The organism is Pseudomonas sp. NY15463 (genome assembly GCF_048068415.1).
GTDB classification, from domain to species: domain Bacteria; phylum Pseudomonadota; class Gammaproteobacteria; order Pseudomonadales; family Pseudomonadaceae; genus Aquipseudomonas; species Aquipseudomonas mosselii_C.
On sequence record NZ_JBLUQD010000003.1, the window covers coordinates 434718 to 458439 of the forward strand.

The window sequence follows — 23722 nt, forward strand, 5'->3', positions numbered from 1 at the left end:
AGAAACAGCTTGAGCAGCGAAGCACCCAACGCGGTGGATGGCAGCGGCGGCACTGCCTTGCTCAGCGGTGCAGCACGTACTGCCCGATGAACTTCACCGCCGCCTGGTCACTGCCTTCGTTACTCACCAGCGTTTCCAGTGTCAGTCGCGCCCGACCACGGCGCTGGTACATCGCCAGGAACCGTTCCCAGGCGTTCTGGTCCGGTGCCGGGCAGCGTGCTACTGCGGTGCCGGTGACTGGCAGCGGGTAGCTGATCTGCCCCTCCTGAATGACGATATGCCCGTCATCGATCCCCAGCTCGCGCAGGCGCAGGTGCAGCCAGCCCCAACCCACCAGCACCGCGCCACAATACAGGCTGCCACCGAACATGGTGCACTTGTGGTTGACGTTGGGTGCCAGCGGCAGTTGCAAGCGCAGGCACTGGTCGTGCCAGTCGAGTACTTGCAGGCCCATCTCGCGGGTCAGGGGAATGTCGTGGTGCAGCACCGATTGCAGGTATTGGCTGTCGCGGCTCATGGGCGCGGCTCCTCGTGGTCATCATGCCCGCCGCTGGCGCCGTCGAAGCTCAGGCCGTGCTTGCGTAGCTTGTCGTGCAAGGTCTTGCGTGGGATGCCCAGCGCTTCGGCCAGGCTGCGCATCGAGCCATGCGGCTGGGCCAACTCGGCGGCGATCAGCGAGCGCTCGAAACGTTCGACTTGTTCGCTGAGGTTACCGCTAGAGATCGGCGTGGAGACTTCGACGCTGGCTGCTGGCGCCTGGCCATCCAGGGCCAGTTCCAGGCCCAGGGCGAAGCGCTCGGCGGCATTTTGCAGTTCCCGCACGTTGCCCGGCCAGGCGTGGCGCAGCAGCATCGCGCGTTGGGCCGGTTGCAGGCTGTGGGGGGGCAGGCCGTGGCGCTGGCTGGCGGCGTCAGCGAAGTGCTGGAACAGCACCAGAATGTCGTCGCCGCGCTCGCGCAGGGCCGGAATACGTAGCGGAGCCACGTTCAGGCGGTAGTAGAGGTCGGCACGGAAGCGCCCTTGATCGGCGGCCTGGCGCAGGTCTTCCTTGGTCGCGGCGACAATGCGGATATCCAGCGGGATCAGTTGATTGCCACCCAGGCGCTCGACCACGCGTTCCTGCAACAGGCGCAGCAGCTTGACCTGCACGTCCAGGCTCATGCTCTCAATTTCGTCGAGGAACAAGGTGCCGCCATTGGCGAACTCGAACTTGCCGATGCGGCGTTTCTGCGCCCCGGTGAAGGCCCCCGGCTCATGCCCGAACAGCTCGCTTTCGACCACCGACTCTGCCAGGGCGCCAGCATTGATTGCCACGAACGGGCCGTCGCGTCGGCTCGACAAATCGTGCAGTGCGCGGGCCACCACTTCCTTGCCGGCGCCGGTTTCGCCCAGGATCAGCACATCGGCGCGGGTACCGGCCAGGGCACCGATCTGCTCGCGCAGGCGCTGCATCGATGGCGACTGGCCCACCAGCCGGGTCGACAGTTGCTGGCGGTCGCTCAGGGCCAGGCGCAAGCTGCGGTTGTCCAGCACCAGGCGGCGCAAGGCCAGGGCGCGGCGCACGCTGTCGAGCAAGGCGTCGGTGGCGAAGGGTTTTTCCAGGAAATCGTAGGCACCGGCGCGCATCGCCTGCACCGCCAGCGGCACGTCGCCGTGACCGGTGATCAGCAGCACCGGCAACTCGTTGTCGCGGGCGTGCAGTTGTTCGAGCAATTGCAGGCCATCGATACCGGGCATGCGGATATCGCTGACCACCACGCCTGGCCAATCGCTCTCGATGCGTTCGGCCAGGCCCTGGGCGTCGGCCAGCGTCACTACCTTGAGGCCAGCCAGGTCCAGGGTCTGGCTCAGGGCCTGGCGCAGGTGCGGGTCGTCATCGACCAGGATCACCTGGGCGCGGCTGTCGATCTGTGTCTCGGTTGTCATGCCGAGGTGTCCTCCGAAGATTGCAGGTTGGCACCGGGCTTGGCCACGCGCAGTTGCAGGGTCAATAGGGCGCCGCCTTCCGGGTGGTTGGCCAGCAGCAGCTCACCGCCCAAGGCGCGCATCAGGCTTTCGCAGATGGCCAGCCCGAGGCCCAAGCCCTGGGTGCGGGTCTTGGTGGTGAAAAATGGCTCTTTGGCATGCTCGAGGGCCTGGCGACTGAAACCTGGGCCGTTGTCGCGTATGTACAGGTAGACGCAGTCTTCGTGGCGTTCGGCACTGAGCCACAGCTTGCGTGGGTTGGCTTTCTCGGTGAGCGCATCGAGGGCATTGGCCAGCAGGTTGCCCAGAACCTGGCGTAGCCGCGTTTCGCCGGCCTGGACCCATAGGGTGGCTTCGGGCAGGTCGCGGACCAACTCCACCGCCATCGCCCGACGGCGCTTGGCCAGCAGTGCCAGGGCATCTTCCAGCGCTGGCTGCAGGGCGACGCTTTCCGGTGCATGCCGGTCGCGGCGGGCGAAGGCGCGCAGATGGGCAATGATCGAGGCCATGCGACCGGTCAGTTCACCGATCAGCTTGAGGTTGCCGCGCACATCCTCCGTCCGCTGATGGTCGAGTAGGATCTCGGCGTTCTCGGCGTAGCTGCGGATCGCCGCCAGTGGCTGGTTGAGTTCGTGGCTGATGCTTGCCGACATGGTGCCCAGCACCGACAGCTTGCCGGCCTGGACCAACTCGTCTTGGGCACGTACCAGCTCCTGCTGGGCATTCTCGCGCTCCAGCACGGCGCTCTTGAGGCGTGTGTTGAGGCCTTCGAGGTCGGCGGTACGCTCGATCACGCGCTTTTCCAGCTCGTGCCGGGCGCGTGCTTCGAAGTCGATACGGTCGATGTAGTGGCGCCTGCGCTGCATCACCAGGCCTGCCAGCAGCATGCTGACCAGGAGCGCGCCAGCACCGATGGCCATGACCGTCTGCACCGAGCGGTCCACCAGGATGCGCGGGGCAAGGATACTCACCTGCCAGCCGGTCTCCTTGATGTCGCGGGTCTGCGAGATCCACGCATCAGGGGGGAGGCTCAGCGGTTGCGGGGCTTGGGTCGGGTAGGGCTGGATGGCAATGATTGCCTGGCGCTCGGCTTCGGTCAGCGCGCGGGTGGCGCGGAATCGCCAGTCCGGGCGTGAGGTGAGCACTACCACGCCGTTCTGATCGGTCAGCAGCAGTTGCTCGGGGGTGCGCCCCCAGAGGGTTTCGGTATGGTCCAGGTCGACCTTGACCACCAGAACGCCAATCACCCGCTCGCGGTCGCGCACTGCGGCAGCGAAGAAATAGCCGCGCTTGGCCGAGGTGGTGCCCTGGCCGAAGAAACGCCCCAGATGGCCGGCCATGGCTTCGTTGAAGTACGGGCGGAAGGCGAAGTTGCGACCGACGAAGCTGTCTTGCTTGTCCCAGTTCGAGGCCGCCAGGGTGTTGCCGCTGACGTCCATCAGGTACATCACTTCGGCACCGGTCTGGTGGGTGATGTCCTTGAGCAGACGGTTGGCGTTGGTCACCGCTTCGAGCTTGAACGGATCGGCCAGGGCGCCACGTAGGGCCGGTAGGTCGCCGAGAATCTGCGGCAGTGTCTCGTAGCGGTGCAGCGTGCCCAGCAGGTTGGCGACGTAGAGGTCGAGGGTCTGGCGGTTCTGCGAGGCCAGTTCGTCCTGGTAGTAGCGCTCGGCCAGATGGTGCAGGGGCCACAGTAGCGGGGCCAGGCACAGGGCCAGCAGCGCGAGGCTGCGCCAGCGGGGACGGCGGGGAGGCGTTGGTTTTGGGATCATCGCGTAGGCTGCGCCAGAAAAGTCTGGCGCAATTATGCGCTACTTGAGGCAGTCGATCAGCGCCTGTTGCCAGTGCGGCTGGCTGACTTGCCAGTGCCGGGCCAGCTTGGCGCAGTCCAGGCGTGAGTCGAGCGGGCGCCGGGCTGGGGTCGGGTAGTCGCTGGAGGGGATTGGCAGCAGTTCGGCGCAGGGCAGGCCGCGGGCCTTGAGTTGCTCGCCGATGGCCTGGGCGAAGCCGAACCAGGAGGTCTGGCCTTGCGCACACAGATGGTAGGTGCCCCATTCGCCCGGATCGCCGGCCTGCCAACGTTGCACCAGCGCGCGGGTGCTGGTGGCGAGGGTGCCAGCCCAGGTCGGCGCGCCGATCTGGTCATTCACCACGCGCAGTTGCGCACGCTCTTGCAGCAGGCGCTGCATGGTCAGCAGGAAGTTGCGTCCGTACCGCGAATAGACCCAGCTGGTACGCAGGATCAAGTGCTCGCCGGCCACGCCCCGGATCGCCTGTTCGCCGGCCAGCTTGCTCTGGCCATAGACTCCCAGCGGATTGGGCGTGTCGTCTTCGACGTAAGGCGCGCCTTTGGCGCCGTCGAACACGTAGTCGGTGGAATAGTGGATCAGCGGCACGCCCAGCCGCGCAGCCTCTTCGGCGAGGACCCGAGGGGCCTCGGCATTCACCGCGAAGGCCTGCGCGGGTTCGCTTTCGGCCTGATCCACTGCGGTATAGGCGGCGGCGTTGATGATCAGGTCCGGGGCCAGGTCGCGCAGGGGGCTGCGCAACCGCTCCGGTTGCGCTAGGTCCAGTTGCTCGCGGCCGTGCAGCAGCACTTCACCTAGCCCCGAGAGCCCGCCGCCCAGGGCCTGGGCGAGCTGGCCGTGATGGCCGCAGACCAGGATTCTCATGGGAACAGCTCCGCGTCGGCGAGCAGCACGGCGGCCTGGTCCTTGGCTGACAGTTGCGGTTGCAGCCCGCCCAGTTGCCAGTCGATGGCCAGTTGCGGGTCGTCCCAGCGAATGCTGCGCTCCGCCGTGGGGTTGTAGTAGTCGGTGGTTTTGTAGAGGAACTCGGCCGACTCGCTGAGCACCACGAAACCGTGGGCGAACCCGGCGGGGATCCACAGTTGGCGATGGTTGTCGGCGGACAGGCGCTCGGCCACCCACTGACCGAACGTCGGTGAGTGGCGGCGAATGTCCACGGCCACGTCCAGCACTTCACCTTGCACCACGCGCACCAACTTGCCTTGCGGGTTTTGCAATTGGTAGTGCAGGCCGCGCAACACCCCGCGCTGCGAGCGCGAGTGGTTGTCCTGGACGAACTCGACTTTCACGTCGGTGTGTTCGGCGAATGCACGTGCATTGAAGCTTTCGTAGAAGAACCCACGGCTGTCGCCGAAAACTTTGGGTTCGATGATCAGTACGTCGGGAATAGCGGTGCTTACGATGTTCATGGAGTCTCTTCAGCCAACTTGTGCAAATACTGGCCGTAACCTGTCTTTTTGAGTTCCTCTGCCTTGACCAACAGGCTAGCGCGATCGATCCAGCCCTTCTGGAACGCGATCTCTTCCAGGCAGGCAACTTTCAGCCCCTGGCGGTGCTCGATCGTTTGCACGTACTGGGAGGCTTCAATGAGACTATCGTGGGTGCCCGTGTCGAGCCAGGCGAAGCCACGACCGAAACGTTCGACACGCAGGTTGCCACGCTTGAGGTAGACGTTGTTGACGTCGGTGATTTCCAGCTCGCCGCGCGCCGAAGGGCGGATACCCTTGGCGATTTGCACCACGTCGTTGTCGTAGAAGTACAAACCGGTCACGGCATAGTTTGACTTCGGCTTGAGCGGTTTTTCCTCGATCGACAGCGCACGCCCCTCGGCGTCGTACTCCACCACCCCGAAGCGCTCGGGGTCCTTGACCCAGTAGCCAAACACTGTGGCGCCGCTTGACTGTCGGGCAGCTCGCTGCAATTGCTCGGTAAAACCTTGGCCGTGGAAGATGTTGTCGCCGAGGATCAGGCACACGTCATCATCACCGATGAACGCTTCACCGATCAGGAACGCTTGCGCCAAGCCATCAGGCGACGGCTGCTCGGCATAGCTGATGCGGATACCAAACTGGCTACCGTCGCCGAACAGCTGGCGATACTGCGGCAGGTCTTGGGGGGTGGAAATCAGCAGAATGTCACGGATACCGGCCAGCATCAGGACCGAGATCGGGTAGTAGATCATCGGCTTGTCGTAGATCGGCAGCAGTTGCTTGGAGACCCCGAGGGTGATCGGGTGCAGCCGGGTGCCGGAGCCACCGGCCAGGACAATACCTTTTGTCATGCAATCAAATCCTTGAAATCGGAGTTACCCAACCGTTCACCTTGATAGCTGCCATCTTGGACGTGCTTGCACCAGTCTAGATTGGCAAGGTACCACTCGACGGTCTTGCGCAGTCCTGTGAAGAAAGTTTCATGGGGCGTCCAGCCCAGCTCACGCTCGATCTTGCTGGCATCGATAGCGTAGCGCAGGTCATGTCCGGGCCGGTCCTGCACGTAGGTTACCAGGTCGCGGTAGTGCGCGATGCCTGGCGGGTGAGCAGGGGCCAGCTCTTCGAGCAATTCGCACAGCGTATGCACCACATCGAGGTTTTTCTGCTCGTTGTGGCCGCCGATGTTGTACGTCTCGCCAACCTTGCCCTCGCTGACCACCTTGAGCAGGGCGCGGGCGTGGTCCTCGACGTACAGCCAGTCGCGCACTTGCTGGCCATTGCCGTAGACGGGCAGCGGCTTGCCGGCCAGGGCGTTGAGGATCATCAGCGGGATGAGTTTCTCGGGGAAGTGGTAGGGGCCATAGTTGTTCGAGCAGTTGGTGATCAGCACCGGCAGGCCATAGGTGCGATGCCAGGCGCGGACCAGGTGGTCAGAGGCCGCTTTGCTGGCCGAATAGGGCGAGCTGGGGGCGTAAGGGGTGGTTTCGGTGAACAAGTCGTCGACACCGTGCAGGTCGCCGTAGACCTCGTCGGTCGAAATGTGATGGAAGCGGAAAGCCTCGCGCCGCTCTGGCGGCAACGCGCTCCACCACTGGCGGGTACTCTCGAGCAGCGCATAGGTGCCGACGATATTAGTCTGGATGAACGCTGCCGGGCCGTCGATGGAGCGGTCTACATGGGACTCGGCGGCCAGGTGCATGATCGCGTCGGGCTGGAAACGTTGCAGCACGGCACTGACCATGGACTGGTCGGCGATGTCGGCCTGTACGAATTCGTAGCGGCTGTTGCTGGCGACAGGCAGCAGGGACTGCAGATTACCCGCGTAGGTCAGTTTGTCGAGGTTTAGGACCTCATGCTCGGTATTTTCGATGACGTGTCGGATCACCGCAGAACCGATAAATCCGGCGCCGCCGGTAACGAGAATGCGCATGTGCGGTTGCCTTTGCGAGAAAAGTGGTGGCAATGGCGTAGCTTGTCGGCTGAACCTTACTATGGCAAGAACAATAGGTTCTGCCAGCGTGTCCAGGTACTTGTTTATCGGCCGCAGTAATGGCGATATAAGCAAAAAAACCGAGGTCCCCTGCAATGCCCCTAAGTACCCTGATCCAGCGCTCCAGCCAGCCCCGTCCTTCGCTCGGCGAAGCTCAGGCCCATGCCTTGCTGCGATCGCATTACGATTTGCAAGGGCGTTTGCAGGCGCTGGGCAGCCAGCAGGACCTGAACTTCCTGGTCGACAGTGAACAGGGGCGCTATGTGCTCAAGGCCTGCCACGGCAGTTATGCCGAGGTCGAACTTCAGGCCCAGCATGCGGCGTTGGCCTACCTGCGCGAGCGTGCAGTGCCGGCTCCGGCCGTGCGCCCTGCACGCGATGGCGCTGCCCTGCTGGCGCTGGAGATCGACGGCCAGCCTCTGCGGATTCGCCTGCTCGACTACATCGAAGGCGAGCCGCTGACCCGCCTGGGGCATATGCCGACGGCGGTGATGGCCGAGTTCGGCGCATTGTGCGCACGCATCGGCAAAGCGCTGTCAGGTTTCGATCACCCGGGCCTGGAGCGCACCCTGCAATGGGATCCACGGCACGCGTTGGCGCTGGTCCAGCACTTGCTGCCGGTGCTGCGCGACCCTACGCGCCAGCAGCAGGTCACGCGGCTCGCCGAGCAAGCCGCGCAGCGTCTGGAGCCGTTGATCGCAGCGCTGCCCAGCCAGGCGGTGCACCTGGATATCACCGATGACAACGTGGTTTGGGCACGCGATGCCCAACGCGAGTGGCAGGTGCGTGGGGTGATCGACTTCGGTGATCTGGTACGTACCTGGCGCATCGCCGATCTCTCCGTCACCTGCTCGGCCTTGCTGCACCATGCCGAAGGCGATCCACTGCGGATCCTGCCGACGGTCGCGGCATACCAGGCCGTCAACCCGTTGCACGAAGCCGAACTGCTCGCGCTCTGGCCGCTGGTGCAACTGCGCGCGGCGGTGTTGGTGCTCAGCAGCGAGCAGCAACTGGCGATCGACCCGCACAATCAGTACACCCGCGACAACCTCGCGCATGAGTGGGACATTTTCGACACCGCCTGCGCGGTGCCCGCCGCACTGATGGAGACGGCGATCCTTCAGGCGGCGGGCCAGACACCGGCGCAAGCCGATTTCAGCGCTTGCCAACCGTTGTTGCCGACGCTGCTGGGGCAGCCTGTCAGGCGCGTCGACCTTGGCGTACTCAGCCCGCTGTGCGAGGCCGGCAACTGGGAGCAACCGGGCTTCGACCAACGCCAGCTGGCCGCACAGCCGGCTCCGTCCAGCAGCCTGTATGCTCAGTATCGTCTGTCGCAGACCCATATCGATCGTCCCGAAGAGCCCGCCACCTGCGCCTTGGGCGTCGAACTGCAACTGCTGCCCGGCACGCGTTTGCAGGCGCCGCAGGCCGGGGTCTGGCAGCGTGTGGATGATCGGCGCGGCTGCCTGCGCACCGCGTCCTGGAGCCTGTGGCTCGATGGCCTGGAAGAGGCGCCGGCCGATGATCAGGCGCTCGCGCCTGGTCAAGCCCTGGGCGCTGCCTGTGGCTTGCTGCGCGTGCAGCTATGCCTGAGCGCCGATGCACGGCCGCCGTTCTTCGCCAAACCGTCGCATGCCCAGGCGTGGCTGGCGCTGTGCCCATCGCCCGCGCCGTTGCTGGGGTTTGATTGCGATGCTGAACCGCTGGCCGATGCACAAGCCTTGCTGGCGCGTCGCGAGGCAAGCTTTGCTCGTTCGCAGAAGCACTATTACGCCCAGCCACCGCATATCGAGCGCGGCTGGCGTAACTACCTGATCGACATGCAGGGACGTTCATACCTGGACATGCTCAACAACGTGGCCGTACTCGGTCACGGTCATCCACGCATGGTTGCTGAGTCTGCGCGCCAGTGGTCGTTGCTCAACACCAACTCGCGCTTTCACTATGCCGCCATCGCCGAGTTCTCCGAGCGCCTGCTGGAGGTCGCGCCAGACGGTTTCGACCGCGTGTTCCTGGTCAACAGTGGCACTGAGGCCAATGACCTGGCGATCCGCCTGGCGTGGGCCTACAGCGGCGGACGTGACCTGCTCAGCGTGCTGGAGGCCTATCACGGTTGGTCGGTGGCCACTGATGCGATCTCCACCTCCATCGCCGACAACCCCCAGGCCTTGGAGACGCGCCCGGACTGGGTGCACCCGGTGGAGGCGCCGAACACCTTCCGTGGTCGATTCCGGGGCGCCGAGAGCGCCGCGGACTACTTGCGCGATGTCGACGCCAAGCTGGCCGACCTCGATGCCCGTGGCCGTCAGTTGGCTGGCATGATCTGCGAGCCGGTGTATGGCAATGCCGGTGGCATTTCGTTGCCGGCCGGCTACCTGCGCCAGGCGTACGCCAAGGTGCGTGAACGCGGCGGCGTGTGCATCGCCGATGAAGTGCAGGTGGGCTATGGACGTCTGGGCGAGTATTTCTGGGGTTTCGAAGAGCAGGGCGTGGTGCCTGACATCATTACCATGGCCAAGGGCATGGGCAACGGCCAGCCCTTGGGCGCGGTGATTACCCGCCGCGAGATCGCCGAGGCACTGGAGGCCGAGGGCTACTTCTTCTCGTCGGCCGGCGGCAGCCCGGTGAGCTGCCGAATCGGTATGGCGGTGCTGGATGTGATGCGCGACGAAGGACTGTGGGACAACGCCCGCGACGTGGGGCGCTATTTCAAGGCGCGCCTGCAAGCGCTGGTCGATACCTATCCGTTGGCGGGTGCCGCGCATGGTTCGGGTTTCTACCTTGGCCTGGAACTGGTGCGCGACCGGCAGACCCTGGAGCCTGCCACCGAGGAAACCACCGCGCTGTGCAACCGCCTGCGTGAGCTGGGTATTTTCATGCAGCCGACGGGTGATTACCTGAACATCCTCAAGATCAAACCGCCGATGTGCACCACGCGGGCCAGCGTGGACTACTTCGTCGACAGTGTGGAGCGGATCCTGGCAGAAGGGCTTTGACCTAGCGTATGAAGCCGAGATGTCGATTGTTATCGATATCTCGGCTTTTTTATAAGCAAATATTTTTCTATTACGGGTTTAAAGTCGATATTTATCGATTGTAATATCATGTCAACGCCACGCCACCTATACTGGCGGGCCTGCCCCCATTCGTTCAACGACCTGGCGCCGCTGGCCCCGGGCCTTTGCAGAGGTTACCCATGAAGACGCTCCACTCGACCCCGCGCGCCGATGGCTTCCACATGCCGGCCGAATGGGCGCCCCAGACCCAAGTGTGGATGGTCTGGCCTGAGCGCCCGGACAACTGGCGCTTGGGTGGCAAGCCGGCGCAGGCTGCCCATGTGACCCTGGCCAAGGCAATCGCGCGCTTCGAGCCGGTCACCGTGGCGGTGTCGGCTGGCCAATACGAGAATGCCCGTCGTCAGCTCGACCTACCGAACATCCGTGTGGTCGAGATCAGCAGCGATGACGCGTGGGTGCGCGACACCGGCCCGACCTTCGTGATCAACGACCACGGCGAAGTGCGTGGCGTGGACTGGGGCTTCAACGCCTGGGGCGGTTTCGACGGAGGCCTCTACGCACCGTGGAACCGTGACGCAGAGCTGGCCGCCAAGGTCATGGAAATGGAACGCGTGCCGCGCTACCAGACCGAAGGCTTCGTCCTGGAGGGTGGCTCGATCCACGTCGACGGCGAAGGCACGCTGATCACCACCGAAGAGTGCTTGCTCAACCGCAACCGCAACCCGCACCTGACCCGCGAGCAGATCGAGGATGTGCTGCGCGAGCACCTGGCGGTGGAAACCATCGTCTGGCTGCCCGATGGCTTGTACAACGACGAAACCGACGGTCACGTCGACAACTTCTGCTGTTACGTGAGCCCTGGAGAAGTGTTACTGGCCTGGACCGATGATTCCAACGACCCCAACTACGCACGCTGCCATGCTGCGTACGAAGTGCTGAAAAACAGCCGGGACGCCAAGGGCCGCGAGTTCGTGGTGCACAAGATGCCGATTCCGGGCCCTCTGTTCGCGACCGAAGCCGAATGTGCCGGTGTCGACCACGTGGTCGGCAGCCAGGCGCGCGACCCCTCGGTGCGTCTGGCGGGCTCCTACGTCAACTTCCTGATCGTCAATGGCGGGATCATCGCGCCGAGCTTCGACGACCCAGCAGACGCAGAGGCCAGAGCGATCCTGGCGAAGGTTTTCCCGGATCATGAGGTGGTGATGATTCCGGGGCGTGAACTGTTGCTCGGTGGCGGCAACATTCATTGCCTGACGCAGCAGCAACCGGCGCCGATCACGCGTTAAGCCCTTAAATAGCTGAACAGCCCGTCCTTGTGACGGGCTTTTTTGTGGGCGACGACGGCTGACGCGCGAGGTGGCACATCTCTTGTATTGTTTTTTCATTGTGTTTCAGAGGGATAGGTCTACGCCGTTCTGTAACAAACCTTACGTAAGTTAGCCGCTCACGGGCCTAGGGAGTGCGTGTGGAAATGAATGCAGCAAGTGAGTCGGCGACCCCCCCCTCCGCGGTGAACCAAGAATCGCTCGACGTTTTGGCGCAGTGGCTGAAACATCATGGAAGCATCCGGGTCAGGACGACCGACCCACGACGTCTGCTCAACGGGCGATACCCCCAAGGCCTGATCAGCGATGCCGAGCTTGAAGCTCTGCTGGCTGTGTGGCACTGACCGGGACACCGTCGTTGTCATGAAAAGCGCCACCGCATCTGCGGTGGCGTTTTCGTTTGCGGCCTCTGGCCGCCCTGTTCGCGGTACTTCCCTATACCGCCTGCCTGATGGGATCTGTCAGGTGTCTATGATCGTTGTGCGGTTTTTTCCGAGAAACGCGAAAGAGAAAAATTGCGCTGACTCCCGGCACTCACAGGTTGAATTGCACTGCGATGCCCCTCGTTTTTGGTTATATCAACCTGCATTTCACGATTTTTTGACATGAATGATCACGCGCGGATAGGATTCGGCCTTCGCGCCTGCTGGCCATGACCTGGCCATGCGGCTGTAAGGCCCGTCACAGAAAGTCTGCGGCCCTGCAGCCCGGATCCGCATAGCGTCGAACCTACGAAGGGGCGTTGGTTCCTGGCGTTATTAGGCAGTGCGTTTTTGATCAAGTAATAAGGAAAACAAACAATGTTGAAAACCAGGATCAGCCTGGTCGCCCTGGCGATGATCGCCGCGACCCAGGCACAGGCCAATGAGCAGGCCCAGAGCAATGGCTTCGTCGAGGACAGCCATGCCAGCGTCCTGTTGCGCAATGCGTACATCAACCGTGACAAGAAGCACCGGACCGACGATCAGATCGAATGGGGTCAGGGCTTCATCGGGACCTTCTCCTCCGGCTTCACCCAAGGCACCGTCGGTGTGGGCGTCGACGCCTTCGGCCTGTACGCCGTGCGCCTGGACGGCGGCAAGGGCCACAACGGTGGCGCGGGTGTGGACTTCTTCAAGCCATACAACACCACCAACGCCGACAGCAACGCCAGCAGCCCGCATGACCTGGCGCGCGCCGGTGCAGCGGTGAAGTTCCGCATCTCCAACACCGTGCTCAAGTACGGTGACCAGATGCCAGCCCTGCCGGTGCTGAACTACGACGACGGCCGCCTGCTGCCAGAAAGCTTCACCGGTACCCTGATCACCTCCAAGGAGATCAAGGGCCTTGAGCTGAACGCCGGTCGTTTCACCCAGGAAGCACGCAAGAGCGCCGAAGGCCGTGACAGCGGCCACCTGAAGGCGATCAGCGTGTTCGGCGGTAGCTACAAAGTCACCGACAACTTCACCGCTTCGCTGTACACCGCGAACAACGAAGACGTGATGAAGAAGCACTACCTGGGCCTGAACTACGTGTTCCCGATCGCCAGCGATCAGTCCCTGACCTTGGACTTCAACGGTTACAAGACCGACATCAACAAGAAGTTCGTCGAGAAGGCCAGCCTGACCGGTGACCACAACACCATCTGGAGCCTGGCGGCCACCTACGCCTTCGGCCCGCACTCGCTGACCCTGGCGCACCAGCGCAGCACCGGCAGCACCGGCTACAACTACGGCGGCTACCAGAACCAGCCATGGGGCACCAGCGACGGTGGTTCGACCATCTACCTGGCCAACTCCTACTGGTCTGACTTCAACGCCGAGGACGAGCGTTCCTGGCAGCTGGGCTACGGTCTGGACTTCGGCGCCTTCGGCGTACCGGGCCTGACCTACAAAGTGGCCTACGTCGTGGGTGACAACATCAACACCCACGGTTTTGGCGAAGGCAAGGAGCGCGAGATCTTCAACCAGCTGCGCTACGTCGTCCAGGAAGGCCCGGCCAAGGATCTGTCGGTCAAGCTGCGTAGCTCGTTCGTGCGCACCAATAATGCCGTCCAGCAGAATGGCTACTTCGATGACGGCAACGAAGTCCGCGTGTTCGTCGAGTACCCGATCAGCATCTTCTGATTCTGACCTGGCGTCTGCAACAGCCCCGGCATAGTCCGGGGCTGTTCATTTAGGGCAGGGCGTTCAGGGGACCGGTGCAGGCCGATCAGGCCTTGCCGGTGATCCGGCGGTACTTGGCCATCAGTTCGTCTTCGGTTTCCGGGTGCGCCTCATCCAGAGGGATGCAGTCGACCGGGCAGACCTGCTGGCACTGGGGTTCGTCGTAGTGGCCCACGCATTGGGTGCAGAGATTGGGGTCGATCACATAGATCTCTTCGCCTTGCGAGATGGCGGCGTTCGGGCACTCGGGTTCGCAGACGTCGCAGTTGATGCAATCGTCGGTGATGATCAGGGACATGGAGACTCCGGCCGGGGCATCGGGCCCGGGCATGTTTCAAAGCGATGGGCGCAATTGTGCCGTATTCGCGCCCGCAGTGCACGCGGGCGCGACAGCCTGGCCACCAACGCTACTTGTGAAAGCGCTCGGTCAGCGCGTCGGCCACGGCCGGGTGGACGAACTTGGTGATGTCACCGCCCAGTGCCGCGATCTCACGCACCAGTGTCGAGGAAATGAACGAATAGCGCTCCGATGGGGTGAGGAACAGGCTCTCCACATCCGGGGCGAGCTGGCGGTTCATGTTGGCCAGTTGGAATTCGTACTCGAAGTCGGACACCGCGCGCAGGCCGCGCAGGAATACGTTGGCACCCTGTTCCTTGGCGAAATGCGCCAGCAGGGTGGAGAAGCCGATGACTTCGACATTGGGCAGGTGCTTGGTGACCTCGCGGGCCAGTGCGACCCGTTGTTCCAGTGGGAACAGCGGATTCTTCTTAGGGCTGGCCGCCACGGCGATGATCACATGATCGAACAGCCGCGAGGCGCGTTCTACCAGGTCGCCATGACCTTTGGTAATGGGGTCGAAAGTACCCGGGTACAACACTCGGTTCATCGCGTCATCCTGGCTGGAGTGCGTTGGGGACTCGGATGGTAGCGCAGCGCCTGCGCCCGGCCAAGCCATCCGGCCGGCTGATGGCACTATAGACAGGGCCTGCGCCGGCTGTCATGCCCCCGGTGCCAGGCGGTTGGCCAGCGCGTCGCTGAGCCGTGCGGCCAACGCGTACACCGATAACTGGGGATTGGCGCCGATGCTGGTGGGGAACAGCGAGCCATCGTGAATCGACAGATTGGCCAACTGGTGGTGCCGGCCCAGACTGTCGCACACGGCCTGGCGCGGGTCTTCGCCGAGGGCGCAGCCGCCCATCACATGGGCGCTGCCCAGGCGCATGCGAAACGTTTCCAGAACCAGGCTGTCGATCATCGTCCGGGCCTGGCCAGGGTCGCCGGTGAAGCGGGCATCGCCATGCAGTGGCAGTACCTGGCGGGCACCGGCGGCGAACTGGATCTGCGCCATGCTGTGCCAGGCCCGGCGCAGGCCATCGCGCAGGTAGTCGGTGATCGGATAGTCGAGCACTGGCGAGCCGTCGTCACGCAGTTCTACCTGGCCGCCCTGGCTGTGTGGGTGAAAGCCATCGCGCAGTAGTGCCAGCATCACATGGGTATGCGGCAGTTCGCTCATGCGCAGGGCATTGTCCTGACCATGGCCGCCCAGCAACGTACTGGCCAGGGCGGGGTGCAGTGGCGGCACCTCAAGCTTGTAGCCGACTGCGCCGGTGACCCCGTCTTGCCACTGGAACTGGTCGCTGTAGACCGATTGCGGTGCGCCATAGTACGGGTCGATCCGCATGTCGAACTGTGCAGCGCTGAAGTTTACCAAGTGCAGGAACGTGCGCTTGCCCACGCGTTGGTGCGGGTCCGGCGCCTGTGAGCGCAGCAGCAGGGCGGGGCTGTTGATGCCCCCGCCGGCCAGTACATAGTGGCGGGCGCGGATATTTATCTGCCGTCCAGTGGGGTGCACGCCACGGGCGTCCAGGGCTTGGCAGTGCAGCTGCGCGATGCGCTCGCCGTCATGGCTGAAACGCACCGCGCGCGCCAGGTAGAGCAATTCGCCACCTTGATCGAGGGTGGCTGGAATACTGGTGACCAGCATCGATTGCTTGGCGTTCACCGGGCAGCCCATGCCGCAATAGCCCAAGTTCCAGCAACCCCGTACGTTGCGCGGAATCACCGCCCAACGATGGCCGAGGGCTTCGCAACCGCGGCGCAGTACCTCGTTGTTGGCGTTCGGTGGCACGGCCCAGGGGCTGATGCCCAGGCGCTGCTCCAGGCGCTCGAACCACGGGGCCATGCTCGCGGTGTCCAGCCCTTTGACGCTGTGTTCGCGCGCCCAGTGCTCAAGGGTTTGTGGGGGCGTGCGAAAGCTCGAAGTCCAGTTGACCAGGGTGGTGCCACCCACGGCCCGGCCTTGCAGGATGGTGATGGCGCCGTCCTTGCTCAGCCGGCCAAGCCCTTCCTGGTACAGCGCGGCGTAGGCGTGGCTTTCCAGCAGGTCGAAGTCGCTGCTGGTTTTCAGCGGGCCTTCTTCGATCAGCAGCACCTTCAGGCCGGCGGCGCTGAGGGTTTCAGCCGTGGTGGCGCCGCCTGCGCCGCTGCCGATGACTGCGACGTCGGTTTCCAGGATTAGGTCGTGTTCCAGGCGTGAGCCATCATGGGTGGTCCAGCCTCGTTCGAGGCCTTGGCGAAACGGGTCTGGGACGGGCATCGGTTTCCTCGTGCAGTGGACGTCGTGCGTGGGCTCAGATCTTCGGCGGGCCGGGGTAGCCGCAGGCCGCCCAGGACTCGGGGCGTTCATACCAGGCCATCTGCAGCAGTTGCAGCAGCGAGGCATGGCCTTGGCGCAACAGGCTCAGCGAGCTGCTGCGCCAGCGCGCCAGAAACGCTTCGATATCGGCATGGCTGGCTGCACTCCAGCGACCCCATACGCCGGTCAGCGGACCGCGGGTCAACGGCAGGCTGAGCACGTCGAACAACTGCCGGGTGAGCCTGAGCATCGCTGGCGACAGTGCCGCGAGTTTGCCGTCCAGGCTTTCCAATACCGTGTGTGGTGTCGCCTGGGTGCCGGCCAGCAGCACCGGGATCAGCGCCTGCAACAGCGGCAGGTCATCGTCGCGCAGGACGTGATAGCCGTTGGCAGGCGTCTGCCGGGTGCAGCCGGCCAGGCTGGCTGTGCCAAGGAACAGGCTTGCGCCGAGGCCGAACTTGAGTAATTCGCGTCGTTGCATGAAGTCCCCCCGCTCAACGGATGAACAGCTTGTGCACCAGGCGCTGCAAGGCTCGGCCGTAGGGGGGGTAGATCAGCCGTGCAGCGTTCAGGCGCTGCTTGGCCAGGACCGCCTTGGCGTTGCTGAAGGTCTGGAAGCCTTCGCGTCCGTGGTAGTGGCCCATGCCGGAAGGGCCGATGCCGCCGAACGGCAAGTCGTCCTGGGCCACGTGCAGCAGGGTATCGTTGAGGCAGACACCGCCAGAATGGGTGTCGCGTAGCACCCGCGCTTGCTCGCTGCGGTCGTAGCCAAAGTAGTACAGCGCCAAGGGGCGAGGGCGTTGGTTGATGTAGTCCAGCGCCTGGTCGAGGTGGTCATAGGGCACCAGCGGCAACAGCGGGCCGAAGATTTCTTCCTGCATGACCTGCATACGGGGGTGGACGTCCAGCAACAGGTGCGGGGGCAGGCGTCTTCCCTGGCGGACTTCGTGTGGGTACAGATCGAGCACCTCGGCGCCCTGCTCACGGGCATCGTCCAGCAGGCGTTGCAGGCGCTCGTGCTGGCGCGGGTTGATGATCGCGCTGTAGTCGGGATTGTCGGCGATGCGCGGGTAAAGCCGCTGCACGGCCTGGCGGTAGGCCTCGGCAAACGCGCCCAGGCGCTCACGGGGCACCAGTACATAATCTGGGGCGACGCAGGTCTGCCCGGCATTGAGGGTCTTGCCGAAGGCGATACGCTCGGCGGCCGTGGCCAGTGGGACATCCTGCGAGACGATGGCCGGGGACTTGCCACCCAATTCAAGGGTGACCGGGGTAAGGTTCTGCGCCGCTGCCAGCATCACCTGTCGACCAATGCCGGTGGCGCCGGTGAACAGCAGGTGATCGAACGGCAGGCGAGCGAAGGCCTGGCCCACCGCCACGTCTCCGAGGACCACGCTGACCAGGTCTTGCGGGAATACCGTCCCCAGCAGTGCCTTGAGCGCTTCGCCGGTGGCCGGCGTGGCTTCGCTGAGTTTGAGCATCACCCGATTACCAGCCGCCAGGGCGCAGGTGAGTGGGCCGATTGCCAGGAACAACGGGTAGTTCCACGGCACGATGATCCCCACCACACCCAGCGGCTGGTACTCCACCCGCGCACGGGCGGGCTGGAAGGCCAGCCCTGCGCGGCGCCGGGCTGGGCGCATCCAGCGTTGCAGATGGCGTTCGGCGTGGCGTAGCCCTTGCACCGACGGCAGTAGCTCGGCCAGTAGGGTTTCGTCGCGGCTGCGCCCCTGAAAATCAGCATCGATGGCCTCGATCAGGGCCTGCTGCCCGTCCAGCAGCGCCTCGCGCAGGCTTTTCAGCCACTGCCGACGCTGCGCGGCGGGTGGCATGGGGTGGCGGGCGAAAGCCTGGCGCTGTTCGGCGAACACCGTTTCAACGGCGAGGTCCGAAGAGCGTACAGGCAGGTGGGCAGTCGAGGTCATGGCGTGGGCACCGGGGTGAAGAATGAATAGAGCCTATACTCTAATTCGTCATCCCGTGAGCGCTTTTTGTGCCAGATCAGCGGACATTTGCGCAGCTTTGACCTGACGCCCCCGGCCGCAGATCGTATGATGCGCCCATCCTTATGAAGCCCGGAGACTGGAGCTGAGCATGGCCCCGCGCATGAAGACCCAAGAGCGCATCGTGCAGAGCAGCCTGGAGCTGTTCAACCAGCAGGGCGAGCGAAGCGTCAGCACCAATCACATTGCCGCGCACCTGGAAATCTCGCCCGGCAACCTGTACTACCACTTCCCCAACAAGCAGGCGATCATCGCCGTGCTGTTCAGTCAGTACGAGGCGTTGGTCGACAGCTTTCTGCGCCCGCCCCAGGGCCGCCCGATCACCGTCGAGGACAAGCGCTTCTACTTGAAGGCGTTGCTGGCGGCGATGTGGAACTACCGTTTCCTGCACCGCGACCTGGAGCACTTGCTGGACAGCGACCCCGAACTCGCAGGGCGTTACCGGCGCTTCTCGCAGCGCTGCTTGCAGCAGGGCCAGGCGATATACCGGGGTTTCGTCGAGGCCGGCATCCTGGCGATGGACGCTGCGCAGATCGAATCGCTGACCATCAACGCCTGGATCGTACTGACCTCCTGGGTGCGTTTTCTCAGCACCACCCGCGAGCACTCGGCGCACTTGGGGGAAGAAGCGTTCAAGCGTGGCGTCTATCAAGTACTGGTGCTGGAGCAGGGTTTCGTCACCCCCACCTCGCGTGCGGCGGTAGACGCCTTGTGTGGCGAGTTCCACGTACCGTTCAACCAGGCGTTGGAGCGTTAAGCCTGCGCCTTCGCAAGCAACCATCAGGAGATTGTCATGCCCCTTGCGCAACTGATCACCCCGCAACAGCTGGCCGAGCGTCTGGACGCGCCGGGTCTGGTGGTCCTCGATTGTCGCTTTGCCCTGGAGGATGTCGACTACGGCCAGCGCAGCTATGCCTTGGGGCATATTGCCGGTGCGCATTTCGCCGACCTGGAACGTGACCTGAGTGGGCCCGTGATCAAGGGGCACACTGGTCGGCACCCGCTGCCGGAGCCCAAGCGGTTGGTTGAGCGCCTGCGCGAGTGGGGCGTGGATAACGACAGTGAAGTGGTGCTGTACGACGATGGACCCGGCGCTTTCGCGGCCCGCGCCTGGTGGCTGCTGATGTGGCTGGGCAAGCGCAGCGCAGTGTCTATTCTGGACGGTGGCCTCAAGGCCTGGCACGCGGCGCACCTGCCGCTGAGCCTGGACCCGCCGCCCAAGCGCGAGGGCAATTTCAGCGGCGCGCCAGACATGACGATGTTGATCGATGCCCGGCATCTGGCCAAGCGCTTGGACGATCCGGCACTGACCCTGCTCGATGCCCGGGCCCTGCCGCGTTTTCGTGGTGAGGTCGAGCCAATCGACCCGGTGGCCGGGCATATCCCCGGGGCGCAGTGTGCGGCGTTCACCGACAACCTGGGCGTGGATGGCCGCTTCTTGCCGGTTGCCCAGTTGCAGCAGCGTTTCGCGGCAACGCTTGCCGGTCGTGCGCCGAAGCAATTGGTGGCGTACTGCGGTTCCGGGGTGACTGCCTGTCACAACCTGTTCGCCCTGGCGTTGGCCGGGTATCCGTTGGGGCGCTTGTATGCGGGGTCCTGGAGTGAGTGGATCAATGATCCGGCGCATACGGTGGCGACCGGCGACTGAGCGGTAGCGCCCGGCGCGTGGCTAGAGCCCTTGCACCAGCCACTGTGGGATGCGCCGCTCCAGGTAATACCCTGGATTGCGCAGGCTGCCCTCGACGAACCCGACATGCCCGCCGCGACGGTGCAACTCGAACTGGGTCTGTGGCGCCAGTTCATCGGCTGTGGGCAGGCTATGGTCGAACACGAACGGGTCATCGCTGGACTGAATGATCAGCGTCGGCGTGCGGTTCTCGCCCAGGTAATAACGACTTGAGGCGCGCCGGTAATAATCGTGAGCATCGCTGAAACCATTGAGCGGGGCCGTGACCTTGCCGTCGAAGTCCCAGAACGTGCGCAGGTTGCGCAGCGGGCCCAGGCGTTCGAGTTCGGCCAGCCGCTCGTGTTGGCCCTGGGCGCGCAAGTGGCGTTGCTTGACCTGGACATAAGTGAGCATCTCGCGCATGAAATGCGCCTGATAGACCTTCGAGAAACCCTGTCCGATGCGGTCGGCGCACTGATCCAGGCGAAACGGCACCGACACTGCCACGGCAGCTTGCAGCTGGCTGGCCGAACCACTTTCTCCCAGGTACTTGAGCAGTACATTGCCCCCCAGCGAATAGCCGACCGCGTACAGCGGTGCCAGCGGCCGCTGGGCGCGCAGGTGGGTGAGGATTTCGGCCAGGTCGTCGCTGGCGCCGGAGTGGTAGCTACGCGCCAACCGGTTCGGCTCGCCCGAGCAGCCGCGCCAGTTCACCGCGACGCTCGCCCAACCCTGGCTGTGCAGCGCCTGTTGCAGACCTTTGACGTAAGGCGAGTTGGACGAGCCGGTCAACCCATGCAGCACCACGACCAAGGGCGCGTCGGGTTGATGAGGTCCGTGCCAGTCGAGGTCGATAAAGTCGCCGTCGCCCAGCCACAGGCGTTCACGGGTACGTTCGAGCGCGGGTAACTTGCGCCACAGCGGCCCCCATAAGGTCTGCAGATGCGGGTTGGACAGGCCGATGGCCGGGCGGAACGTGGCGGTGAGGCTGGGCATGCTGGGCGACTCTTGATGTGCACGCCTAGAGTGCCATGAAACACCGCCACTGTACCTGCGTATTAGTCGGTCGATGGCAGGGGCATTTGCGCAACGGCCGGGCCAACGCTGGCTACGACCTGGCGGGTCAGGTCGACGTTGAATTGGGTCAGCTCGCGCACCTCCCGGGTATCGATTGCGCCCAGGCATGGCAGGTAGGTGTTCAGGTAGTCATCGGCCAGGCCCAATTGAGCCTGTTCAGCCAGTATGCTGGCCAGGCGTTGGTTCTGCGCGACACCGCGTACCCACTGGCCGCCGATTTGCTGGCGGGCGAAGTGCAGCTCGGCCAGCGTGGGACCTTGCTGGTAGAAGGCTTCCAAGGTCTGGCGTACCAGCGCGAGCGAGGCATCGACGTGTGCCGAGGCCACCTCCCACTGGATCAGCAGCAGCCCACCGGTCTGCAATGGGACCAGATGTGACGAGATATTGTAGGTCAGGCCATGGCGCTGTCGCAGCGCCTGCATCAGGCGACTTTCCGGGCCGCTGCCGAGTACCTCGTTGGCCAGCACCAGCCTCAGGTAATCCGGCGTATTCACCGGTATCGAAAGTGGCAGGACCATCGCCAACGTGTTGCTCGCGCCGCTCTGTTCGATGTGAATTCTGGCCGGCTGTGCGGGTGGCGGAGCGGGCAACTCGATCGCCGCCCAGTTCTGTGGCAGGGCTTGGCTGATCTGTTCGGCGATCGCCTCGGCTTGCGCGCGCGACAGGTCGCCGACCATGACCATTTCCAGGTTGTTGGCCGAAAAAGCTTTTCGATGGAAGGCCCGAAGGTTGTCGGTATCGATGGCGGCAACGCTCTCTGGGGTGCTGCCTTCGGGAATGCCGTAGGGGTGCCCCTTGAACAGATGCCGGTAGATTTCGCTGCTTACCCTGGATTGCGTGTGGGTCCGGAGGCTGGCGTGATTGGCGAGCAACTGGCTTTTGACGGTTTCCAGCGCCAGGGCCGGGAAGTCGGGGCGGGCAGCCAGGTCCGTGAACAAGGCCATTGCGGGGACCAGCAGGTCCGGGCTGCTTAGGCTGCGTAGGCTCAACTGTGCGTAATCCAGGCGCACGCGCTTATCGACTACTGCTCCAAGCCGTTCAAGGCGCAGGGCATGCTCGTCGGCGCTCAGGCCGGCGCTGCCTTTGTCGAGGTTGTAAAGCGTCAGTGCTGCCAGACCGCTCTGGGGACCATCCTGGACGCTGCCGGCGCGAAAGCGCAGGACCAGATCGACCATCGGCAGCCCATGCGATTCGACGAACCGGACGCGGGTATTGGCCTGGGTCTTCCATGACTGGACCTGGGCGGCGATCTGCAGGGGCTCATCCAGGTCCAGGCCCTGGGCGCTCAGCAGGCGGCTTGGGACGTTGAGGTCATTCATCGGCGTCGTTCTCGTCGTGCATGAAGGTGATGGTGACGCGCTGGGCGGTGAGGTACAGCGCTGCCGCCTGGCGCACCTGTTCGGCGCTTACGGCCTCCACGGCTTGCTGTTCGTGGTCCATCAGGGCAGGGGCCAGGCCGATGGCGGCGCGCTGGCCGATGGCGTGCGCCTGGTCGGCGATATCGTCCCTGGCAAATACCTGTCTTGCGCGCAGGCGAGCCTTGGCGCGCTCCAGCTCTTCGGGCAACGGCGCGCTTCGCCCCAGTGCCTGGATCTCGTCGAGAAGGCGCTCGGCAGCCGCCTCTGGCGTGGTGGTGTCGGCAGTGAAGGCGTAGACATGCAGCAACGTGTCACCCCGCTTGAGAGGGTCGTATTGGCACGACAAGGCTTGCAGCAACGGTGTTTGATAGATCAGCCGGCGTTTGAGGCGAGCACTGCGGCCTTCGCCGAGCAGGTCCGGTATCAGGCTTAGCGCGAGGGTTAGCTCCGCACTGGCGGCCGTGCAGTGGCTGGGTACGTTGAAACTCATCAGCACGCCACTGCGCAGGCCTGCTTGGCGCAGGGTCTGGCTGCGTCGAGCAAGGTCGATGTCCGCTCGTGGCGCACGGGTTGGCGGTAAGGGCGCTGCTGCAATCGCTGCGAAGTGGCGCTGCACCAGGCTACGTAAATGACCCAGGTCGATGGCGCCGGCCACCGCCAGGCTCGCGTTGTTGGGGCGGTACCAGGCCTGATACCAGGCGCGGGCGTTGGCTTCGGTGAACTGTTGCAGGTCGGCCAGATGACCGATGACCGGATTGGCGTAACGGCTGCTGCCATGGGCCAGGATAGTGTGCTGTTCCAAGGCCCGCGCCAGCGGGTAGTTGTCGATGTCGCTGCGCCGTTCGGCGATCACCACGTTGCGTTCGCGGCCGAATGGCGCGGGGTCCAGCTTCGCGCTAGCCATCGCGTCGGCCATGGCTTCGAGGCCGATTTCAAGGCGATTGGCGGGCAGTGTCAGCGGGTAGACGGTCGCGTCATGGGTGGTGAACGCGTTCGGTTCGGCGCCGATGCGGGTCATCAAGGTCGAGTACTCGCCCGGTGCGAGTTTACTGCTGCCCTCGAACATCAAGTGTTCGAGCAGGTGCGAAATGCCCGTCTGGCCGGGTGTTTCATGGCTGGCGCCAACGTGGTACCACAGTTGTGCGCTGATCAGCGGGGCGCGGTGGTCCTCGCGCAGGTAGACCCGTAGGCCATTGCTCAGGGTGAAGCACTGCACCGAAGGAGGGAGGGTGGGCATGACTGGAACGCTCCGATTGGAAACCGGAAGGCAGTCTCAGTCATGCAGGGGGATAGCCTGCGGTAA

Annotated in this window: 20 protein-coding genes; 5 read left to right on the forward strand and 15 right to left on the reverse strand. The window is 64.1% G+C overall.

All coding sequences use genetic code 11. The annotated features are described in order from the left end of the window. Positions 1-61 precede the first annotated feature (61 nt). Genes ACNFIC_RS09840 through rfbB form a run of 7 tightly spaced genes read right to left on the reverse strand, consistent with a single transcriptional unit; the run spans position 62 to position 7133 of the window. Positions 62-517, reverse strand: a complete 456-nt coding sequence (locus tag ACNFIC_RS09840) for a YiiD C-terminal domain-containing protein (protein WP_138220505.1) — start codon at positions 515-517, stop codon at positions 62-64. After that, on the reverse strand, positions 514-1926 hold the full coding sequence (locus ACNFIC_RS09845) for a sigma-54-dependent transcriptional regulator (protein ID WP_416780905.1): 1413 nt from the start codon (positions 1924-1926) through the stop codon (positions 514-516). Before ACNFIC_RS09845 ends, ACNFIC_RS09840 begins: the two co-directional genes overlap by 4 nt. Then, a complete protein-coding gene (locus ACNFIC_RS09850; protein WP_138220503.1) occupies positions 1923-3737 on the reverse strand; it encodes a sensor histidine kinase in 1815 nt (604 codons plus the stop codon). Before ACNFIC_RS09850 ends, ACNFIC_RS09845 begins: the two co-directional genes overlap by 4 nt. A 39-nt stretch (positions 3738-3776) precedes the next feature. Continuing rightward, positions 3777-4637 carry a dTDP-4-dehydrorhamnose reductase gene (rfbD, locus tag ACNFIC_RS09855; protein ID WP_138220502.1) on the reverse strand — a complete coding sequence of 287 codons (861 nt, stop codon included), beginning with the start codon at positions 4635-4637 and terminating at the stop codon, positions 3777-3779. Then, a complete protein-coding gene (rfbC, locus tag ACNFIC_RS09860; RefSeq protein WP_138220501.1) occupies positions 4634-5182 on the reverse strand; it encodes a dTDP-4-dehydrorhamnose 3,5-epimerase in 549 nt (182 codons plus the stop codon). Before rfbC ends, rfbD begins: the two co-directional genes overlap by 4 nt. Continuing rightward, positions 5179-6054: a glucose-1-phosphate thymidylyltransferase RfbA gene (gene rfbA, locus ACNFIC_RS09865; protein ID WP_416780906.1), complete on the reverse strand. Its 876-nt coding sequence runs from the start codon at positions 6052-6054 to the stop codon at positions 5179-5181. Before rfbA ends, rfbC begins: the two co-directional genes overlap by 4 nt. Beyond that, entirely contained in the window at positions 6051-7133 is a 1083-nt protein-coding gene (gene rfbB / locus ACNFIC_RS09870) for a dTDP-glucose 4,6-dehydratase (protein WP_416780907.1), read from the reverse strand. The genes rfbA and rfbB overlap by 4 nt, the downstream gene beginning before the upstream one ends. 155 nt (positions 7134-7288) lie before the next feature. Here rfbB and ACNFIC_RS09875 point away from each other — a divergent pair, with 155 nt between their 5' ends. The 3 genes from ACNFIC_RS09875 to ACNFIC_RS09885 all read left to right on the forward strand — a co-directional run bounded on the left by ACNFIC_RS09875 (position 7289) and on the right by ACNFIC_RS09885 (position 13640). Next, positions 7289-10189 (forward strand): aminotransferase, encoded by a 2901-nt coding sequence (locus ACNFIC_RS09875; protein ID WP_138220498.1) that lies wholly within the window; start codon positions 7289-7291, stop codon positions 10187-10189. Between the two features lie 200 nt (positions 10190-10389). Continuing rightward, positions 10390-11496: an agmatine deiminase gene (gene aguA, locus ACNFIC_RS09880; RefSeq protein WP_138220497.1), complete on the forward strand. Its 1107-nt coding sequence runs from the start codon at positions 10390-10392 to the stop codon at positions 11494-11496. Positions 11497-12335: 839 nt separating this feature from the next. Beyond that, positions 12336-13640: an OprD family porin gene (locus ACNFIC_RS09885; protein ID WP_416780908.1), complete on the forward strand. Its 1305-nt coding sequence runs from the start codon at positions 12336-12338 to the stop codon at positions 13638-13640. An 85-nt stretch (positions 13641-13725) separates the two neighbouring features. On the opposite strand, the gene ACNFIC_RS09890 is transcribed toward ACNFIC_RS09885, so the two are convergent. The 5 genes from ACNFIC_RS09890 to ACNFIC_RS09910 all read right to left on the reverse strand — a co-directional run bounded on the left by ACNFIC_RS09890 (position 13726) and on the right by ACNFIC_RS09910 (position 18240). Continuing rightward, positions 13726-13977 carry a YfhL family 4Fe-4S dicluster ferredoxin gene (locus tag ACNFIC_RS09890; RefSeq protein ID WP_011531711.1) on the reverse strand — a complete coding sequence of 84 codons (252 nt, stop codon included), beginning with the start codon at positions 13975-13977 and terminating at the stop codon, positions 13726-13728. Between the two features lie 109 nt (positions 13978-14086). Then, entirely contained in the window at positions 14087-14566 is a 480-nt protein-coding gene (gene coaD, locus ACNFIC_RS09895) for a pantetheine-phosphate adenylyltransferase (RefSeq protein ID WP_138220495.1), read from the reverse strand. 111 nt (positions 14567-14677) lie between these two features. Beyond that, the gene (locus ACNFIC_RS09900; RefSeq protein WP_416780909.1) at positions 14678-16276 is read right to left on the reverse strand and encodes a GMC family oxidoreductase N-terminal domain-containing protein; all 1599 of its coding nucleotides are present in this window, start codon (positions 16274-16276) and stop codon (positions 14678-14680) included. A gap of 34 nt (positions 16277-16310) precedes the next feature. Further along, the gene (locus ACNFIC_RS09905; protein WP_138220493.1) at positions 16311-16796 is read right to left on the reverse strand and encodes a twin-arginine translocation pathway signal protein; all 486 of its coding nucleotides are present in this window, start codon (positions 16794-16796) and stop codon (positions 16311-16313) included. Between the two features lie 13 nt (positions 16797-16809). Continuing rightward, positions 16810-18240 carry a coniferyl aldehyde dehydrogenase gene (locus ACNFIC_RS09910; protein ID WP_416780910.1) on the reverse strand — a complete coding sequence of 477 codons (1431 nt, stop codon included), beginning with the start codon at positions 18238-18240 and terminating at the stop codon, positions 16810-16812. A 169-nt stretch (positions 18241-18409) separates the two neighbouring features. On the opposite strand from ACNFIC_RS09910, the gene ACNFIC_RS09915 reads away from it, so the two are divergent. Then, positions 18410-19075, forward strand: a complete 666-nt coding sequence (locus ACNFIC_RS09915; protein ID WP_138220491.1) for a TetR/AcrR family transcriptional regulator — start codon at positions 18410-18412, stop codon at positions 19073-19075. Between the two features lie 36 nt (positions 19076-19111). Continuing rightward, a complete protein-coding gene (locus tag ACNFIC_RS09920) occupies positions 19112-19966 on the forward strand; it encodes a sulfurtransferase (protein WP_416780911.1) in 855 nt (284 codons plus the stop codon). Between the two features lie 21 nt (positions 19967-19987). Here the strand turns inward: ACNFIC_RS09920 and ACNFIC_RS09925 are convergent, their stop codons facing one another. From ACNFIC_RS09925 to ACNFIC_RS09935, 3 genes are all read right to left on the reverse strand, one after another. Beyond that, positions 19988-20980: a hydrolase gene (locus ACNFIC_RS09925; RefSeq protein ID WP_138220489.1), complete on the reverse strand. Its 993-nt coding sequence runs from the start codon at positions 20978-20980 to the stop codon at positions 19988-19990. 62 nt (positions 20981-21042) lie between these two features. Further along, positions 21043-22380, reverse strand: coding sequence for a M16 family metallopeptidase (locus tag ACNFIC_RS09930; protein ID WP_416780912.1), 1338 nt, complete (start codon positions 22378-22380; stop codon positions 21043-21045). After that, positions 22373-23656 carry a M16 family metallopeptidase gene (locus ACNFIC_RS09935; protein ID WP_416780913.1) on the reverse strand — a complete coding sequence of 428 codons (1284 nt, stop codon included), beginning with the start codon at positions 23654-23656 and terminating at the stop codon, positions 22373-22375. The genes ACNFIC_RS09930 and ACNFIC_RS09935 overlap by 8 nt, the downstream gene beginning before the upstream one ends. Positions 23657-23722: the final 66 nt, after the last annotated feature.

Bases quoted from the DNA above. Each gene is read 5' to 3' on its own strand.
- ACNFIC_RS09840 (WP_138220505.1), bottom strand. From the start codon at position 517: ATGAGCCGCGACAGCCAATACCTGCAATCGGTGCTGCACCACGACATT.
- ACNFIC_RS09845 (WP_416780905.1), bottom strand. From the start codon at position 1,926: ATGACAACCGAGACACAGATCGACAGCCGCGCCCAGGTGATCCTGGTC.
- ACNFIC_RS09850 (WP_138220503.1), bottom strand. From the start codon at position 3,737: ATGATCCCAAAACCAACGCCTCCCCGCCGTCCCCGCTGGCGCAGCCTC.
- rfbD (WP_138220502.1), bottom strand. From the start codon at position 4,637: ATGAGAATCCTGGTCTGCGGCCATCACGGCCAGCTCGCCCAGGCCCTG.
- rfbC (WP_138220501.1), bottom strand. From the start codon at position 5,182: ATGAACATCGTAAGCACCGCTATTCCCGACGTACTGATCATCGAACCC.
- rfbA (WP_416780906.1), bottom strand. From the start codon at position 6,054: ATGACAAAAGGTATTGTCCTGGCCGGTGGCTCCGGCACCCGGCTGCAC.
- rfbB (WP_416780907.1), bottom strand. From the start codon at position 7,133: ATGCGCATTCTCGTTACCGGCGGCGCCGGATTTATCGGTTCTGCGGTG.
- ACNFIC_RS09875 (WP_138220498.1), top strand. From the start codon at position 7,289: ATGCCCCTAAGTACCCTGATCCAGCGCTCCAGCCAGCCCCGTCCTTCG.
- aguA (WP_138220497.1), top strand. From the start codon at position 10,390: ATGAAGACGCTCCACTCGACCCCGCGCGCCGATGGCTTCCACATGCCG.
- ACNFIC_RS09885 (WP_416780908.1), top strand. From the start codon at position 12,336: ATGTTGAAAACCAGGATCAGCCTGGTCGCCCTGGCGATGATCGCCGCG.
- ACNFIC_RS09890 (WP_011531711.1), bottom strand. From the start codon at position 13,977: ATGTCCCTGATCATCACCGACGATTGCATCAACTGCGACGTCTGCGAA.
- coaD (WP_138220495.1), bottom strand. From the start codon at position 14,566: ATGAACCGAGTGTTGTACCCGGGTACTTTCGACCCCATTACCAAAGGT.
- ACNFIC_RS09900 (WP_416780909.1), bottom strand. From the start codon at position 16,276: ATGCCCGTCCCAGACCCGTTTCGCCAAGGCCTCGAACGAGGCTGGACC.
- ACNFIC_RS09905 (WP_138220493.1), bottom strand. From the start codon at position 16,796: ATGCAACGACGCGAATTACTCAAGTTCGGCCTCGGCGCAAGCCTGTTC.
- ACNFIC_RS09910 (WP_416780910.1), bottom strand. From the start codon at position 18,240: ATGACCTCGACTGCCCACCTGCCTGTACGCTCTTCGGACCTCGCCGTT.
- ACNFIC_RS09915 (WP_138220491.1), top strand. From the start codon at position 18,410: ATGGCCCCGCGCATGAAGACCCAAGAGCGCATCGTGCAGAGCAGCCTG.
- ACNFIC_RS09920 (WP_416780911.1), top strand. From the start codon at position 19,112: ATGCCCCTTGCGCAACTGATCACCCCGCAACAGCTGGCCGAGCGTCTG.
- ACNFIC_RS09925 (WP_138220489.1), bottom strand. From the start codon at position 20,980: ATGCCCAGCCTCACCGCCACGTTCCGCCCGGCCATCGGCCTGTCCAAC.
- ACNFIC_RS09930 (WP_416780912.1), bottom strand. From the start codon at position 22,380: ATGAATGACCTCAACGTCCCAAGCCGCCTGCTGAGCGCCCAGGGCCTG.
- ACNFIC_RS09935 (WP_416780913.1), bottom strand. From the start codon at position 23,656: ATGCCCACCCTCCCTCCTTCGGTGCAGTGCTTCACCCTGAGCAATGGC.